Source organism: Nitrosomonas eutropha, assembly GCF_003201195.1.
GTDB lineage: Bacteria > Pseudomonadota > Gammaproteobacteria > Burkholderiales > Nitrosomonadaceae > Nitrosomonas > Nitrosomonas eutropha.
This window is the reverse complement of record NZ_QICQ01000024.1, coordinates 18,075-32,787: the sequence shown is the minus strand read 5'-3', so window position 1 is coordinate 32,787 and position 14,713 is coordinate 18,075. Positions and strand designations below refer to the sequence as shown.

Below are 14,713 nucleotides of genomic sequence, written 5' to 3'. Positions count from 1 at the left end.
GATGCAAGTGTATCAATATGGTGGCGGTGATGGCGGATAACCCGACGGCGGTGGAGGAATATATCTGCCCGGAGCAGCAGGTGGATAGGAATAAGTTCCCTGGTTTACATTCCCGCCCGATCCTTCAATCAGCCCGGCAGAAACCGGGACACGATGACCATTGGCATACATGCACTGGATGTAGGCAATATCATAACGCTCCTGACTAATAGAACCAGACGACTGCGCAGTACCACTGCCTACCAGTCCGCCTCCCAGCAGACCTGCTCCCGCACCAACAGCAGCACCACGCCCACCACCAAACGCCGCTCCCGCAGCAGCTCCTAGCGCCGCACCAACAGCAGCGCTTTCCATGCCGCTGGATGCCGCTGAACTCCTGGGTGTCTGGAAATCGGTTTGCTGGCTGGCAAACTGTCGACACAAATAATCATCACTGCGAAACTGATCAAAACTTTTACCATTACCCGGTAATATCATGACACTTGGTCCGGTTGGTACATTCACACAGGCCACAAGAAGAATCGCAACTGGAAAAACAATTAATCTGGAGAAGTAACGCATTGTATGCTCCTGTATTATTGGGCAGGTCTGGGAGGAACTTTTATCCATCCACCCGGGCAGCGTTCCACTTCCGGATAATAGCCGGCGGGGTTCTCGCAATAATACCAGTAATTCGTCACGGCTGATTCAGGGGGTGGCGGCCGGACAGGCTGTTGCTGCTGGATATAAATAGGTGGATCAGGCGGCACAATCACAACCGGAGGGTATACGACGGGAGGATAAGCGGGCCAGTAAAAGCGGTTGTCCAGGTAATCGTAGGGACGGTAGTAAGGTTGCCGGTAATAGGGATAATAATGCCGCCCGTAGACAAAGTTCCCATAAATCCCGATATTCCGGCCAGGATAGCTAAAATGGCCATAAGACCCGAATGAGCCAGCCAAGCCGACACCCAGAGAAAAATTAGGCCGACTCGAATAATGACGATGTCCATGAGAATATCTACTATGGTTATGGCCATGGCTATAACTCCATGAAACGTCACTCATTGTTATTCCGGTTAAAATCAGAGACAGATAAAGCCAATCGACCTTTTTCACTCATTGCTCCTCATATATCCGTGATACAGTTATTTTGAGGTGTACAGCTCTTATATTGCCCATTAGGCTGCATCCTTTAATAAAGGTTTCAAGTATACGCCGCTCTGGAAAAGCACATGATAGGCAGGCATTTTTACGAAAACAGAAAAGGCCCGCACTATTTTAATTGGAAACTGCGGTGTACGTTTTTTGAATCAAGAGTTTAATGTCTGACCGGGGAGATTTTTGATGTCTGGATTATTCAGCGCGCTTTCAAGAGCCTCAATTAACCTTTTTAATCCACGCATGTTATGGCTGTGGAGTTGGCCCATATTGGTATCGGCTATTTTCTGGTGGCTGATCGGGATGTTTTTCTGGACGCCACTATCAGGCTGGCTGCTGACTGTCATCCCGGTAGATACGCTCCAGAACTGGCTGGAAACTTCACATCTGCAGGTGATCGCTGACGGGGTGGAGACTGTGATCAACCTGATCATTTTCATGATATTAACGATCACAACCAGCCTGGTGATTACCGCATTGTTTACCATGCCAGCTCTGGTCAGTTTTGTAGCAAAACGCTACTACCCTGATCTGGCTCCGATGCGGGGTGGAACAATCACCGGCAGCCTGCGCAATGTCCTATTGGCCATCGCGATTTTTATCGTAATCTGGATAGCAACCATCCCTTTATGGTTTACCGGAATTGGCCTGCTGGGGCCTCTGCTGGCGGCAGCTTATTTGAATCAGCGGCTGTTTTTCTATGATGCGCTGTGTGACCATGCAGACAACTCCGAGCTAAACAAGCTATCAACCATGAATCGACCGGCACGCTGGAGTCTGGGTTTTCTGACAGGGTTGCTACAATTCATACCATTTTTAAATTTTTTTGCACCCACTCTGACCGCACTGGCTTTCATACACTTCGAGCTAGCACGCCTGGCACAATTGCGTCGCACAACGAATTGATTACCACATAAACCAGGTTTTTCACCCTTTCCACAGAATCAAGTTTTTCCTGTCCGGGTCGATACCGGAAGATATCACACCAGGAAGAATCTGAAATGTCATATGGAAAATTAAAACTTTTAATCATCGGCCATTCCAAAGCTGATGTAAATCAGCTAAGTACCGATTTTAGTCGTAACGGAAAACAGCTGATTTACCAACATGCAAACAGTTTACCCGACGTCCGGGCGGCATTGGATACATCAAGCTGGGATGCAGTCATTGCAGAATATTCAATGGCTGGATTTGATGCCTTGCAAGTGCTGGATCTGCTTAAAACCCGCCACCAAACGACACCCTTTATTCTGTACACCTCGATAACAGATGAGCAAGTAATACTCTCGGCATTACGCAACGGGGCAAGTGACTGTGTACCAAAAGGACATTCGACGCGGCTGATACTGGCTATCAATCGAGGTTTTGAGCTCATGGATCTGAAACGCAGGAAACGTCAGGCCGATAGCCATATTTACCGTATGACCTATTATGATGAACTGACCGGCCTGCCCAAACACAATCTGTTTTGTGAAAAAGCAGCTGCACTGCTGTCAAACAACGCTGTGATTGATGGCATGATCGCTGCTATTTATTTCATCGATATCAACCGTTTGTCACGCATCAATAGTAAATATGGCTACAGCATCAATGATCAGCTAATACAACAATTCGCCAGCCGTTTATCCATCTACTCCGACAACAGCTGTATTCTGGCACGCACCGAAGGAGGTAATTTTGTTTTTCTCAAAACCAGCCTGGCCAACACCAGCCAAGCACAGATATTCGCAAACCAGTTGCTAAAGCTCGCCACCACACCTTTTATCATTAATGATCTTGAATTTTATATCACCCTGACGATAGGAATCTGCCTCTATCCTCGCGATGGCAGGGAAATTGAGGTGCTGCTGGCCAATGCCGAAAATGCATCATCTTTTACCCGAAAAATCTGGCCTAATACCTATAGATTCTATGCCCGGGAAATTGGTGAAGCTTCGTTACAAAAGGTCAAGATTGAGCAATCATTGCAGAAAATCATTAATGACAAAGAACTCGTTCTACATTATCAACCGGTGATTGATCTCATGACCGGAAAAATTATCGGAGTCGAAGCACTGGTCCGCTGGCGTCATCCGGAACTCGGACTCATTCCTCCAGATAAATTTGTTCCTCTGGCTATTGAATCCGGCTCCATTGTCAAAATAGGCAAATGGGTATTACATGAAGCTTGCAGACAAGCCAAATCTTGGCAAGATGCCGGCCTTGAACCCGCTTTCATTGCAGTCAACCTTTCTGCCATAGAACTGGATCAGCTCCAGTTAATTAATCACGTTGCTGAAGCATTACATGCGACGGGGCTTGACCCTTCAAAACTGGAGCTAGAAATTAATGAATCTGTATTAATGCAGGATATAGATGGAAGCACCAGAATCTTGAACGAACTAAAGAAAATGGGTGTAAAAATCGTGATGGATAATTTTGGCACCGGCTACTCATCTCTCAACCATCTGCGGCGCCTGCCCATCGATACCATCAAGATCGGTCAACCACTCGTTCAGGATATCGCCAGCAAATCTGACAGCTCCGTAATCATTACAGCCATTATTGCGCTTGCCCGGAATCTCGGCATGCAAATACGAGCAGAAGGTGTTCAATCACAAACACAACTCGATTTTCTGAAACAAGCCAACTGTCATCACGTTCAGGGATTCTTATTCACTCCCCCACTTTCAGCAGAGCATTTTTTACCACTTATCGAGCAACGCAAAACTGGTACTTTTTCATAACTTTGCACAGTATGGCGGTCACCGCCACATGCATGAAGATGATACGAACCACCTCTGCTTTACCTGTCCCGTTTTCAGAATAAACCTGACAAGTGGAAATTGCTTTATTATTTCTGCTGTTCGGAATGGTGCTGTGAAACGGGTAAATTCCACCAGCAAATCTCGAATTATCCAATCTACCAAGCTGTGAATACTACTTTTTAGAGGTAATAATGAATGTAAAAAAACTATTGGGCATCGTTCTTTCAGGATGTCTATTTTTATCGATAAATGCCCAGGCTGCCGGGGAACACATGACACCACACTACGTAAATGTTGCAGATGTAACAACACTGGAAAAAATAGATACCAAGGTTGGTACTGGAGAAGAAGCCGATATTGGCAAAACCGCCAATGTGCACTATACAGGCTGGTTGTATGATCCCACTGCGGAAGACCATAAAGGCATAAAATTTGACAGTTCTCACGATCGTGGCACTCCCTTTTCATTCCTGCTTGGTGCTGGACGGGTTATCAAAGGATGGGATCAGGGAGTACTGGGTATGAAAGTTGGTGGAAAACGTACCTTGATTATCCCCTCCGCCATGGCATACGGTACCCATGGCGCCGGAGGTGTTATCCCTCCCGATTCAGCACTGATATTTGATGTGGAATTGATCGGCCTGGAGTAACCAGGGGCTGGGCCCGGCGGGAAAACAGACAAATACCACCTGTCGGGTTATTTATCGCCAGCTTCCTTTGTTTACCTCCCTCCAGGGAGGGATTCCTTTATGCACTTCATCAACTTATGGTAACAAGCTAACCGGCGTGAATTAAGAATACCTTCCTGCGCCGCTTGCAATAATCTGCAACCCGGCTCTGAAACATGCCGGCAATTCCGGAATTTGCACTGTTTCAGAAAAGGACGAAATTCGACAAACCCCCATGCCAGTGATTCTTCATCCAGTTGTTGCAGACCGAATTCCTGAAAACCAGGGGAATCAATGATGCTACTGTTCGTATCAAGATGAAAAAGACGAACATGGGTAGTCGTGTGTCGTCCGCTATCCAGTGCATCGGAAATTTCTGCGGTTGCCTGCTGCGCCACTGGAATAAGTGCGTTAAGCAGCGTGGATTTGCCCACACCAGATTGCCCCGCCAATAGACTGATCTGTCCGCCCAGGAACGGAACAAGTAGCTGAGCGTTGGCTTCCGCACTGATCTCCAGTACGGGATACCCCAGCTCCCGGTAAAACACCAAGCTTTGTGCAACAACCTGCCTTTGCACATCCTTGCCAATTAGGTCGATCTTGTTCAATATAATGAGCGACTTGATTCCCTGGTTTTCGGCAACAATCAGACAACGATCAAGCAATTCAAAATTACAAGTTGGAACAACCGCCAGCACAAAAATCAACTGCGTGACATTGGCCGCGATCAGTTTTTCACGAAAGAGCTCGCTACGATAAAAGAGGCTTGAACGAGACAGGATAGTTTCGATAATACCCTGGCCGTCCGTTGTCGGAAGCATTTCAACCCAATCACCACATACCACTCCTTTTTTCTTACCACGTACAACACAGGAATAAATAGTATGTGCAGTTTCGACTTCAAAATGACGGCCATAGGCCGCTACTACCCTGCCGAGCAATGGCGATCCGGCTTTATTTACGCCAATATCTCTGGCTCTCAAGATATGAGCAACATATCGACTTTCGCCGCACAGATAAAGTCATTTTCCGATAATCCGCCAATGGCGTGCGTCGTATACTCTACACGGCACTGGTTATAACCAACCATCATATCCGGATGATGATCTTCCTGATGTGATACCCAGGCAACCGCATTGACAAAAGCCATCGTCTGGTAATAATTCTTGAAAGAAAAAGTCCTGCTGATTCTGTTATCTGCCAGTTGCCAGCCCTGCTCCAACTGCTTCAACAAATTTTCAGCTTCTTCTTTCCTCAATGGAGGAACTCCTCCCTCGCACGGCTTACATTTCCGGTCAGCCAAGTCACAGATATTAGTCATGCTGCAGCTCCTGTTGTGATTATTTTCTTGAGATGCGCAACCCGAATTGCTGCTGGCGGGTGCGAATCATAAAAAGCAGAATGTAGCGGATCAGGTGTCAGCGTCGCAGCGTTATCCTGATACATCTTGACCAGCGCCTGGATCATATCTGCCGCCGATGATTGCTGAGCTGCATATTCATCTGCCTCAAATTCATGTTTGCGTGAATAGATACTGGATAATGGTTGCAGCAAAAAGGTAAATACCGGCATCACCAGAAAGAACAGCAATAGTGCCATGGCGGTTGATGGCACATCAGCCACCTGAACACCCAGTCCATTATAGAACCACGGTTGCTGCATTAGATAACCCAACACCCATAGAAACAACAGACTGACTACAAACGACAGCGCAATCCGCTTGATGACATGATGCCGTTTGAAATGGCCCAGCTCATGTGCCAGCACCGCTTCGATTTCCGCAGCTTCCAAACGGTTCAGCAACGTATCAAAGAACACAATCCGCTTCGTTTTACCAAACCCGGTAAAATAGGCATTGCCATGACTGCTGCGACGAGAGCCATCCATAACGAACAACCCACTGGATTCAAAACCACACTTCCGCAACAGATTTTCAATACGAGCCTTGAGTAAATCATTTTCCAACGGTGAAAACTTGTTGAACAGCGGGGCAATCCAGTTAGGATAAACCGCCAGTAGAAACAGGTTAAAACCTATCCAGGTCAACCAAGTATATAACCACCAGTTATCTCCTGTTTTTTCCATCAACCACAGGACACTCAACAACAATGGCGCACCCAACAATGCCACCACTACGGTCTGCTTGACGAGATCAGTAAAAAACATGGCTCGCGTCATCTTGTTGAATCCGTATTGCTGTTCAATGACGAATGTACGGTAATAATTAAAAGGGATTGCAACTATACTCAGCAGAGCTAATACACTAAAAATGAGTACCATCCCATGCCATAGCGGATCACTGAACCAGGAATACCAGAAGTCCGACAGCAATTCCAATCCACCACCCAGTGTCAACACTAGCAACAAACCTGTGTTGAGCAGTATGCCTGGATAACTCAGGCGTACTTTTGCACAGGTATAATCAGCTGCTTTCTGGTGAGCAGATAATTCAATTTGTGAAGCGAAAGCAGCTGGAACCTGGTCGCGGTTTGCTGTTATATGGCGTATGTGCCGGGTAGCCAGCCACAACTGCACCAGCGTAGTCAATGTCAGCGCAAGAATAAAAACAATGGTGAAAATATGCATAAAACCACCTGGAAATTAAGTATCTGAACAGGACATGCTAGGATTTTATTCTTTATGTCCCCCCCCGGAAAACAGAGGAGCAGACCGATCACGACGAGTATACTTGGATGTGACACAATCCTATCTTGAAAATTCACGTAACAAACATTCAGAATTATGGCACAAGACAGTAACAACCTTATCTGGATAGACATGGAAATGACCGGTCTGAATCCGAATACTGACTGCATTATCGAAATCGCCCTGGTCGTCACAGACGCGCAACTCAACACAGTAGCTGAAGCACCGGTACTGGTCATTTCACAGCCAGACAGTGTCCTTAACGGGATGGATAAATGGAACCAGTCCACACACGGCAAATCTGGCCTGATCGATAAGGTCAAGGCTTCAACATTGAGTGAAGCCGAAGCAGAAGCTCGCATGCTGGCATTTTTGGCGCCATACGTCCCGGCCGATATCTCGCCTATGTGCGGAAATTCAATCTGCCAGGATCGACGTTTTCTAGCCAGATGCATGCCGCAACTGGAAGCTTATTTTCATTACCGCAATCTGGATGTCAGTACACTCAAGGAATTGGCCAAACGCTGGAAACCTGAAGTTGCCCAGGGATTCAACAAACAAGGTAAACATGAAGCACTGGCTGATATTTACGACTCAATAGAAGAACTCAAACACTATCGCCAGCACCTGTTTAATATCTGAATGTCCGTGATTCATCTACTACAGGAGCTCAATGAATGACTCAACGCACTGCATTTACACTTACCATCAGCCCCAAAATACCGGCACGCTTGGATCGGTTGGAGGAACTAGCAAATAATCTCTGGTACAGCTGGGATCGGGCCACACGCGCCCTGTTTTCGAGGCTTGATCCACAGCTATGGGGAATTGTAGGGCACAGCCCCAAAGCGTTTCTCAGACGGGTGAATGAATCCGCACTACTCCAGGCGGCAGAAGATCTGACATTCCTCGGCCATTACAATAGTGTTCTGTCTGCTTACGATTCCTATCATTCGGAGCCTTCTCGCCACCAGACCATTAAGGGGCTGAATGTGCGTGATCAGGTTGCGTATTTCTGTTTTGAGTTTGGTTTTCATGAAAGCCTGCCGGTTTATTCTGGTGGTCTTGGCATTCTTGCTGGCGATCACTGCAAAGCTGCCAGCGATCTGTGTCTCCCTTTTGTTGCAGTTGGACTGCTTTATCGGCAGGGCTACTTCTTCCAGACTATTGATGGTCACGGTAATCAGCAGCCTGTTTACTGCGACTCGGATTTCGAGGATCTGCCGGTAAAACCCGTACTACATGATGATGGCTCGGAAGTTAGAATATCTGTGCAATTCCCCGGACGAATCGTTACCGTCAAAGTATGGCGAGCACAAATCGGACATGTCAGTTTGTATCTGCTCGATACCGATCTTCCGGATAATTCCGAACATGATCGTCTGATCACACACCAGCTTTACGGTGGAAACAACACCATGCGCATCGAGCAGGAAATCATCCTCGGCGTGGGCGGAGTAGCCGCTCTCAGGGAAATGGATATCAAACCCACAATCTGGCATAGTAATGAAGGCCATGCCGCCTTCATGATGTTGGCACGCGCTCTTGAGCTGGTACGACAAGGGCTGGATTTTGCCAGCGCAACAGAGGCGGTAGCAGTCAATACAATCTTTACCACCCATACGGCCGTTCCAGCGGGCCACGATCATTTCCCGGAAGACATGATGCACCATTATTTTCAGGAAATTTATCACGAACTGAAAATTTCCCGGGAAGAATTCATGGCGCTTGGTCACACTTCAAATAATCATGACTTCAACATGACCGCGCTGGCCATTCGCATGTCGCGCATGCATAACGGCGTCAGCAGAATCCACCGAGATGTCTCCGCCAATATTTGTCGGGATTTGTGGCCACAGATCGAGCCAGAAGAAAATCCAATTGACTATGTTACCAATGGCGTCCATGTACCGACATTTCTGGCACAGGAATGGGTGGATCTATTTGACCGCCGCCTGGGTCCGCAATGGCGCAACAAACAACAGGACCCCGAATTCTGGTCAGGCATTCATAACATTCCGGACCATATATTCTGGAGTGTACGGCAGAGTCTGAAATCACAAATGTTTTACGGTATCCGCGCGCGCCTGACCGAGCAGAATTTACGTAATCATGGCTCTGAAGCCCATCTTGATCGCCTGCTCAGATTTGCTGATCCGATCAACCCGAATATATTGACACTGGGCTTTGCGCGCCGTTTCGCTACCTACAAGCGCGCCAAACTACTGTTTCGAGATCTTGACTGGCTGCGTAAACTACTGCTTGACCCCGAACGCCCGGTATTACTGATTTTTGCCGGTAAGGCCCATCCAGCCGATCTGCCTGGCCAGGAATTGATTCGACACATCTATCATATCGCAGATATGCCAGAATTCAGAGGGCATATCCTGCTGGTGGAAGGGTATGATTTGCGCCTCGCCCGGCGACTGGTATCAGGCGTTGATGTCTGGCTCAACAACCCTATCTATCCACTGGAAGCCAGTGGTACATCAGGCATGAAAGCAGGAATCAATGGCACACTCAATCTGAGTATACTGGATGGCTGGTGGGGAGAAGGCTATGACGGCAAAAACGGGTGGGGAATCAAACCTGTTTCGGAGAATCTGGAAGCTTCATTACGCGATGCCGAAGAAGGTCGGGCTTTCTACGAAATCCTGCAAGATCAGGTCATTCCACTCTATTACGATCACGGCAAGTTTGGTTACTCGGTCGAATGGGTAAACATGGCCAAACATTCAATGACCTCTCTGTTACCACAATACGGAACCAGGCGAATGGTTGGAGAATATATCCAGAAGTTTTACACACTCGCCAGTCGGCAAGGGGCGGGCTACAGTCAGGATAATTTTGCAATCGCCAAAGATATTGCCGCCTGGAAAGCGCGAATAAATGCAGCATGGAACGGCGTAAGTGTGCGACGACTCGACATACCCAGCAAGCAGCTCGAATTTGGTAACGCCTTGCATTTTAAACTCGCTGTGAAGTTAAACGGCCTGCAACCAGAAGATGTCGTCGTGGAGTTGCTGCTCTCGCGGCAATACAACAAAGTCAAGCTCAATCAGTTCCAGAATTTTCGGCTGGAATGCACCGGCATCATCGAGCCGAACGAGCATCAGTTCGAACTGAACCATATACCGGAATTGTGCGGCAGACAGCAATATTATCTACGTGTCTACCCCTATCACCCGCTGCTGACTCACCCACTGGAAATGGGCAAGATGGTATGGCTGTGATAGCCAGTCCATTATTATTCTTGTTATGACAATACCAACGGAAAATTGTCAATCAGCCGAATTTGATCCAGCCACGCCGCGCCCAATATGACCAAACCAGAATCGCACGCTGTTGCCGGTAACAGCGTGCGATTCTGTCGTACCGAAATATAGTCAACTTTCCAGCCGTGCATATTCAGCCTTTCGATGGCAGACCATTCTAACTGTGGGAAATTTCGTTCACCCGAAGCAATACTTTCTCCAATTTTCTTCAGATTACAAGCCAGCTCGCTCGCTTTCTGCCGCTGGATGTTATCAAGGTAATTATTACGTGAACTGAGCGCCAGACCGTCTTCTGCCCGTATCGTCTGGCCAGCAATAATTTCTACGGGCAGATTCAGTTGAGCAACCATCCTGCAGATAATCTGCAGTTGCTGGTAGTCTTTTTCACCGAATATCGCAACCTGTGGCTGCACGATATTGAACAGCTTCAATACAACCGTTGTCACCCCACGGAAAAATCCAGGGCGACAAGCACCTTCCAGCGTATCTGCCACAGGTGGAAGCAGTAACTGAAATTCCTGTGGGATAGGAAAAAGTGTTTTTTCACCTGGAATAAATACGATATCCACACCATATTCTTCCAGCAAGCGACAATCGTTCTCCTGGGTACGTGGATAGCGGTCATAATCTTCATGCGGAGCAAATTGCAAACGATTGACGAAGATACTGACGACGGTACAAGCAGCATGCTGCTGAGCGATCCGCACCAGAGATAAATGGCCCGCATGCAGATTACCCATAGTTGGCACCAGGGCTATTGAAGCTTCATCTTGAAGCCGCACACGCAACGATGCGATATCAGTGATTATTTCCACGTGAATAATTCGTATCGTACCTGTCAGAACATATGTTCATGCGCAGGAAATTCTCCGGTTTTGACTGCTTTCACATAATTCCTGACTGCCACCTGAATACTATCTGCGCCTGCCATGAAATTTTTGACAAAACGCGGCAAAGTACCACTACTGATGCCTAACATATCGTGCAACACCAAGACCTGTCCCGAACATACTGCACCAGCACCAATGCCGATAGTCGGGATGGATAGTGACCGGGTAATTTCCTCTCCCAGTGCAGCCGGGATCAACTCCATCACGAGCATGGCCGCCCCTGCCTTTTGCAATAGCAGTGCATCCTCCAGCAATTGTCTGGCACCATCAGGTGTTTTCCCTTGAATTTTGTAGCCGCCTAACTGGTGGACAGACTGAGGTATTAACCCGATATGGGCACATACCGGAATGCCACGACAGGTCAAAAATTCTATGGTTTCTGCCATATGCCTTCCCCCTTCAACCTTAACCATCTGCGCACCGGCAGCCATTAACCGAACTGCATTCCTGAATGCTTCCTGTGGAGACACCTGGAACGTGCCAAACGGCATGTCAGCCAGGATAAATACGCTGTGAGTACCGCGCTCTACACAGCAAACGTGGTAGATCATTTCATCCAGTGTAACCGGCAAAGTACTGGCCTGACCTTGTATCACGTTTCCAAGCGAATCCCCCACCAGCAGAATATCAACTCCTGCGTTTTCCAGTACCGCAGCAAACGTTGCGTCATAACAGGTCAGGGCCGCTATTTTCCCCTTCTCCCGGTAAATATTCTGCAGTGTCAAAACCGTTATACGTTTTGTAACCGGCCGATCCATCTGTTAACTGGCTCCAACATTAAAATATTCACGTGCACTGCGCATCTGGTCAATGCGCGTCAGTAACAGATCAAAATCGGCAATACTGTTCGCCAGATCAATATGTTCGCTATTCACGATCATGACCGGCGCTCGATCGTACTCATGAAAAAATTGCATATAGCGCTCTGCCAGGCGTCGCAGATAATCCTCCGATATGTTCTGTTCCAGCGTATTGCCACGTTGCCGGATGCGTTTAATGAGGACTTCGGGTGAAACCTGCAGATAAATCACCAGATCAGGCGCCGGTGCATCGAGGGGCATCTGTTCGCAGATCTGCCGGTATAACCCGTGCTCGGGTTCACTCAACGCAACGGCTGCAAACAACTGACCTTTTTCAAATAAAAAATCACTCACGACAGATTGTGAGAAACCATTTTCCTGCCTCATCAATTGCAGTTGATGCCTGCGCTGGAGCAAAAAAAACAACTGGGTTGACAAGGCATATCTGGGCGTATCTTCATAGAATTTCTCTAGAAACGGATTAGCCTCCGGCTGCTCCAGCATAAGTGAACAGTTCAAACGGGTTGCCATATTACGGGCAAGGCTGGTCTTACCCGCACCGACAGGTCCTTCAACAACAATATAGCGGCAGCGCTCAAGATTCATGATGATGCAATATACTCCAATGGTTGTTTCATACACGCAGCCAGACAAGCGGCAGCTGGGCCTCTTCCCGGAATCACGCAATCTGCTGCGATTTCCAGCAAGGGTTGCAGTACAAAAGCGCGCTCATGCATACGTGGATGTGGCAACACCAGTTTTGTATCACTGTGTTGCAGGTTTCCAAATAACAGAATATCCAGATCAAGGATGCGTGGGGCGTTGGGAAAAGTACGCACACGACCGCAAGCACGCTCGATTTCCAGTAGAGTATCGAGCAGGTGATGCGGTGTCAGATTTGTTTCCATCTGTACTACCGCATTGATGAAATCGGGCTGATCGGTATTGCCAATCGGAGCAGTGCGGTAAAACGAAGAACGTTTTACCAGACGTGAATGTTCCAGCTCGGCTAACAGCAGTATTCCACGCCTGACCTGAGACAAAGGATTTTCCAGGTTGCTGCCTAATGCAATAAAAATACGGCTGATAGATTCAGGATGAAAATCAGATGTCATGAAATATCCTGATTAATGGGAGAGTCTACTTTTACACTTTCCGATTGACTGCTACGGCGACGTTTTCTGCGACGTTTTGTCGGGGCTTCCTGCAGCAACATTGCTTCCCGGGCAGCATTATCGGTATTTTTGAATGTTTGCCACCATTGCCCCAGCTCTTCGTCGATTTCTCCGCTTTTACACCGCAACAGCATAAAATCATAGGCGGCAGGGAAATGTGGATGCTCCAGCAGGCGAAATGGCTTACGACCTGCGCGCGCCAGAAACCTTGGCTGCAAGGACCAGATATCATAAATAACGCCATCATGCCTGCGCGGAATGGCCAATCGGCGGCGCTGAGCCGCCAGAACATCGCCCATCGCTCTATGTAATAATGCGGGAATATTTTTTTCACCCGCCTTCAGATGAATATTCCATACCGCCAACACTTCATGCCACAATAACGCTGCAAATAAGAATCCGGGAGAAACCGGTTTACCCTGCCGCACCCGCTCATCTGTATTTTTTAGTGCCAGAGAAATAAATCGTTCACCCAGAGGCTGCTCCAGAATTACATCCAGCATCGGCAGTAACCCATGATGCAATCCTCGCGTTCGCAGATCAATCACAGCTGTCAGTGCATGACCAGAAAACAATAGCTTCAGCATCTCGTCAAACAGGCGTGCCGCTGGAACATTCAGTAACAATGGCGCAAGATCACCAATAGGTGCAGCTGTCCTGTCATCGATCTGAATACCCAGTTTGGCAGCAAGACGCACTGCCCGCAACATCCGTACCGGATCTTCCCGGTAACGCTGCTCAGGATCTCCGATGATGTTCAACCGCTTTGCCATGACATCTTCGAAACCACTTAGATAATCAATGATCTCTTCTGTAGCAGGATTATAGAACAAGGCATTGATAGTGAAATCACGACGTCTTACATCCTCTTCCTGGCTGCCAAAAAAGTTATCGTGCAACAACCGTCCGGTGGCATCGATATAGGCACACTCTTTGTCAGACTGAATCAGATCATCAGCCGCCTTACCGCGAAAAGTGGATACTTCCACTGTTTCTCCCTTGCTCATGACGTGCACCAGCCGGAAACGCCGACCAATAATGCGTGAATGACGGAAGATTGCGCGCACTTCTTCGGGCGTGGCATCAGTGACAATATCATAATCCTTGGGCTTCAGCCCTAACAGCAGATCACGGACGGCACCGCCCACAATATAGGCAGAATAACCTGCTTGCTGTAAAGTCAGTGCAACTTTCAGCGAACCGGCACTAATGCTGCTGCGCGAAATTCCATGCCGCTCACATGCAATGGCCCGGAATGCCGGGGCAGCTGTAACAGAAACTGTAGAGCCGAAGGAAAAAATATGATGCAGAAATTTACGGATCATGCCTGGATGCAATACCTGTGAACGACAAATTATACACCTGGTAACAAA

The 14,713-nt window shown here is 47.9% G+C and carries 15 protein-coding genes; 5 read left to right on the top strand and 10 right to left on the bottom strand.

The window, feature by feature from the left end:
* Nucleotides 1–12 precede the first annotated feature (12 nt).
* Together C8R14_RS09300 and C8R14_RS09295 are read right to left on the bottom strand one after the other, a co-directional pair.
* Nucleotides 13–561 (bottom strand): glycine zipper family protein, encoded by a 549-nt coding sequence (locus C8R14_RS09300; protein WP_011635275.1) that lies wholly within the window; start codon nucleotides 559–561, stop codon nucleotides 13–15.
* A 14-nt stretch (nucleotides 562–575) separates the two neighbouring features.
* On the bottom strand, nucleotides 576–1,046 hold the full coding sequence (locus tag C8R14_RS09295) for a hypothetical protein (protein ID WP_242500177.1): 471 nt from the start codon (nucleotides 1,044–1,046) through the stop codon (nucleotides 576–578).
* A gap of 279 nt (nucleotides 1,047–1,325) precedes the next feature.
* On the opposite strand from C8R14_RS09295, the gene C8R14_RS09290 reads away from it, so the two are divergent.
* From C8R14_RS09290 to C8R14_RS09280, 3 genes are all read left to right on the top strand, one after another.
* Nucleotides 1,326–2,045: an EI24 domain-containing protein gene (locus C8R14_RS09290; protein WP_011635277.1), complete on the top strand. Its 720-nt coding sequence runs from the start codon at nucleotides 1,326–1,328 to the stop codon at nucleotides 2,043–2,045.
* A gap of 95 nt (nucleotides 2,046–2,140) precedes the next feature.
* Nucleotides 2,141–3,865, top strand: coding sequence for an EAL domain-containing protein (locus C8R14_RS09285; RefSeq protein ID WP_011635278.1), 1,725 nt, complete (start codon nucleotides 2,141–2,143; stop codon nucleotides 3,863–3,865).
* A gap of 212 nt (nucleotides 3,866–4,077) precedes the next feature.
* Nucleotides 4,078–4,536 carry an FKBP-type peptidyl-prolyl cis-trans isomerase gene (locus tag C8R14_RS09280; RefSeq protein WP_011635279.1) on the top strand — a complete coding sequence of 153 codons (459 nt, stop codon included), beginning with the start codon at nucleotides 4,078–4,080 and terminating at the stop codon, nucleotides 4,534–4,536.
* Between the two features lie 71 nt (nucleotides 4,537–4,607).
* Here C8R14_RS09280 and rsgA read toward each other — a convergent pair whose 3' ends face one another.
* Genes rsgA through C8R14_RS09265 form a run of 3 tightly spaced genes read right to left on the bottom strand, consistent with a single transcriptional unit; the run spans nucleotide 4,608 to nucleotide 7,140 of the window.
* The gene (gene rsgA / locus C8R14_RS09275; protein WP_011635280.1) at nucleotides 4,608–5,537 is read right to left on the bottom strand and encodes a ribosome small subunit-dependent GTPase A; all 930 of its coding nucleotides are present in this window, start codon (nucleotides 5,535–5,537) and stop codon (nucleotides 4,608–4,610) included.
* Nucleotides 5,534–5,875, bottom strand: a complete 342-nt coding sequence (locus C8R14_RS09270) for a 4a-hydroxytetrahydrobiopterin dehydratase (RefSeq protein WP_011635281.1) — start codon at nucleotides 5,873–5,875, stop codon at nucleotides 5,534–5,536. Before C8R14_RS09270 ends, rsgA begins: the two co-directional genes overlap by 4 nt.
* Nucleotides 5,872–7,140 carry a M48 family metallopeptidase gene (locus tag C8R14_RS09265; protein WP_011635282.1) on the bottom strand — a complete coding sequence of 423 codons (1,269 nt, stop codon included), beginning with the start codon at nucleotides 7,138–7,140 and terminating at the stop codon, nucleotides 5,872–5,874. The genes C8R14_RS09270 and C8R14_RS09265 overlap by 4 nt, the downstream gene beginning before the upstream one ends.
* Nucleotides 7,141–7,296: 156 nt before the next feature.
* Between C8R14_RS09265 and orn the strand changes: the two genes are divergently transcribed.
* Together orn and glgP are read left to right on the top strand one after the other, a co-directional pair.
* Entirely contained in the window at nucleotides 7,297–7,842 is a 546-nt protein-coding gene (gene orn, locus C8R14_RS09260) for an oligoribonuclease (protein ID WP_011635283.1), read from the top strand.
* A gap of 35 nt (nucleotides 7,843–7,877) precedes the next feature.
* A complete protein-coding gene (gene glgP / locus C8R14_RS09255; protein WP_011635284.1) occupies nucleotides 7,878–10,433 on the top strand; it encodes an alpha-glucan family phosphorylase in 2,556 nt (851 codons plus the stop codon).
* Nucleotides 10,434–10,456: 23 nt separating this feature from the next.
* Here glgP and panC read toward each other — a convergent pair whose 3' ends face one another.
* The 5 genes from panC to pcnB are packed head-to-tail and all read right to left on the bottom strand — an operon-like array spanning nucleotide 10,457 to nucleotide 14,665.
* Entirely contained in the window at nucleotides 10,457–11,290 is an 834-nt protein-coding gene (panC, locus tag C8R14_RS09250) for a pantoate--beta-alanine ligase (protein ID WP_011635285.1), read from the bottom strand.
* Between the two features lie 23 nt (nucleotides 11,291–11,313).
* The gene (panB, locus tag C8R14_RS09245) at nucleotides 11,314–12,123 is read right to left on the bottom strand and encodes a 3-methyl-2-oxobutanoate hydroxymethyltransferase (protein ID WP_011635286.1); all 810 of its coding nucleotides are present in this window, start codon (nucleotides 12,121–12,123) and stop codon (nucleotides 11,314–11,316) included.
* A gap of 3 nt (nucleotides 12,124–12,126) precedes the next feature.
* The gene (locus C8R14_RS09240) at nucleotides 12,127–12,771 is read right to left on the bottom strand and encodes a deoxynucleoside kinase (protein ID WP_011635287.1); all 645 of its coding nucleotides are present in this window, start codon (nucleotides 12,769–12,771) and stop codon (nucleotides 12,127–12,129) included.
* Entirely contained in the window at nucleotides 12,768–13,280 is a 513-nt protein-coding gene (gene folK, locus C8R14_RS09235) for a 2-amino-4-hydroxy-6-hydroxymethyldihydropteridine diphosphokinase (RefSeq protein ID WP_011635288.1), read from the bottom strand. Before folK ends, C8R14_RS09240 begins: the two co-directional genes overlap by 4 nt.
* Nucleotides 13,277–14,665: a polynucleotide adenylyltransferase PcnB gene (pcnB, locus tag C8R14_RS09230; RefSeq protein WP_011635289.1), complete on the bottom strand. Its 1,389-nt coding sequence runs from the start codon at nucleotides 14,663–14,665 to the stop codon at nucleotides 13,277–13,279. Before pcnB ends, folK begins: the two co-directional genes overlap by 4 nt.
* Nucleotides 14,666–14,713: the final 48 nt, after the last annotated feature.

What these genes read in the sequence shown, in the direction of transcription:
- C8R14_RS09300 (WP_011635275.1), bottom strand. Translation starts at nt 561, where the DNA reads ATGCGTTACTTCTCCAGATTAATTGTTTTTCCAGTTGCGATTCTTCTT.
- C8R14_RS09295 (WP_242500177.1), bottom strand. Translation starts at nt 1,046, where the DNA reads ATGAGTGACGTTTCATGGAGTTATAGCCATGGCCATAACCATAGTAGA.
- C8R14_RS09290 (WP_011635277.1), top strand. Translation starts at nt 1,326, where the DNA reads ATGTCTGGATTATTCAGCGCGCTTTCAAGAGCCTCAATTAACCTTTTT.
- C8R14_RS09285 (WP_011635278.1), top strand. Translation starts at nt 2,141, where the DNA reads ATGTCATATGGAAAATTAAAACTTTTAATCATCGGCCATTCCAAAGCT.
- C8R14_RS09280 (WP_011635279.1), top strand. Translation starts at nt 4,078, where the DNA reads ATGAATGTAAAAAAACTATTGGGCATCGTTCTTTCAGGATGTCTATTT.
- C8R14_RS09270 (WP_011635281.1), bottom strand. Translation starts at nt 5,875, where the DNA reads ATGACTAATATCTGTGACTTGGCTGACCGGAAATGTAAGCCGTGCGAG.
- C8R14_RS09265 (WP_011635282.1), bottom strand. Translation starts at nt 7,140, where the DNA reads ATGCATATTTTCACCATTGTTTTTATTCTTGCGCTGACATTGACTACG.
- orn (WP_011635283.1), top strand. Translation starts at nt 7,297, where the DNA reads ATGGCACAAGACAGTAACAACCTTATCTGGATAGACATGGAAATGACC.
- glgP (WP_011635284.1), top strand. Translation starts at nt 7,878, where the DNA reads ATGACTCAACGCACTGCATTTACACTTACCATCAGCCCCAAAATACCG.
- panB (WP_011635286.1), bottom strand. Translation starts at nt 12,123, where the DNA reads ATGGATCGGCCGGTTACAAAACGTATAACGGTTTTGACACTGCAGAAT.
- C8R14_RS09240 (WP_011635287.1), bottom strand. Translation starts at nt 12,771, where the DNA reads ATGAATCTTGAGCGCTGCCGCTATATTGTTGTTGAAGGACCTGTCGGT.
- folK (WP_011635288.1), bottom strand. Translation starts at nt 13,280, where the DNA reads ATGACATCTGATTTTCATCCTGAATCTATCAGCCGTATTTTTATTGCA.
- pcnB (WP_011635289.1), bottom strand. Translation starts at nt 14,665, where the DNA reads ATGATCCGTAAATTTCTGCATCATATTTTTTCCTTCGGCTCTACAGTT.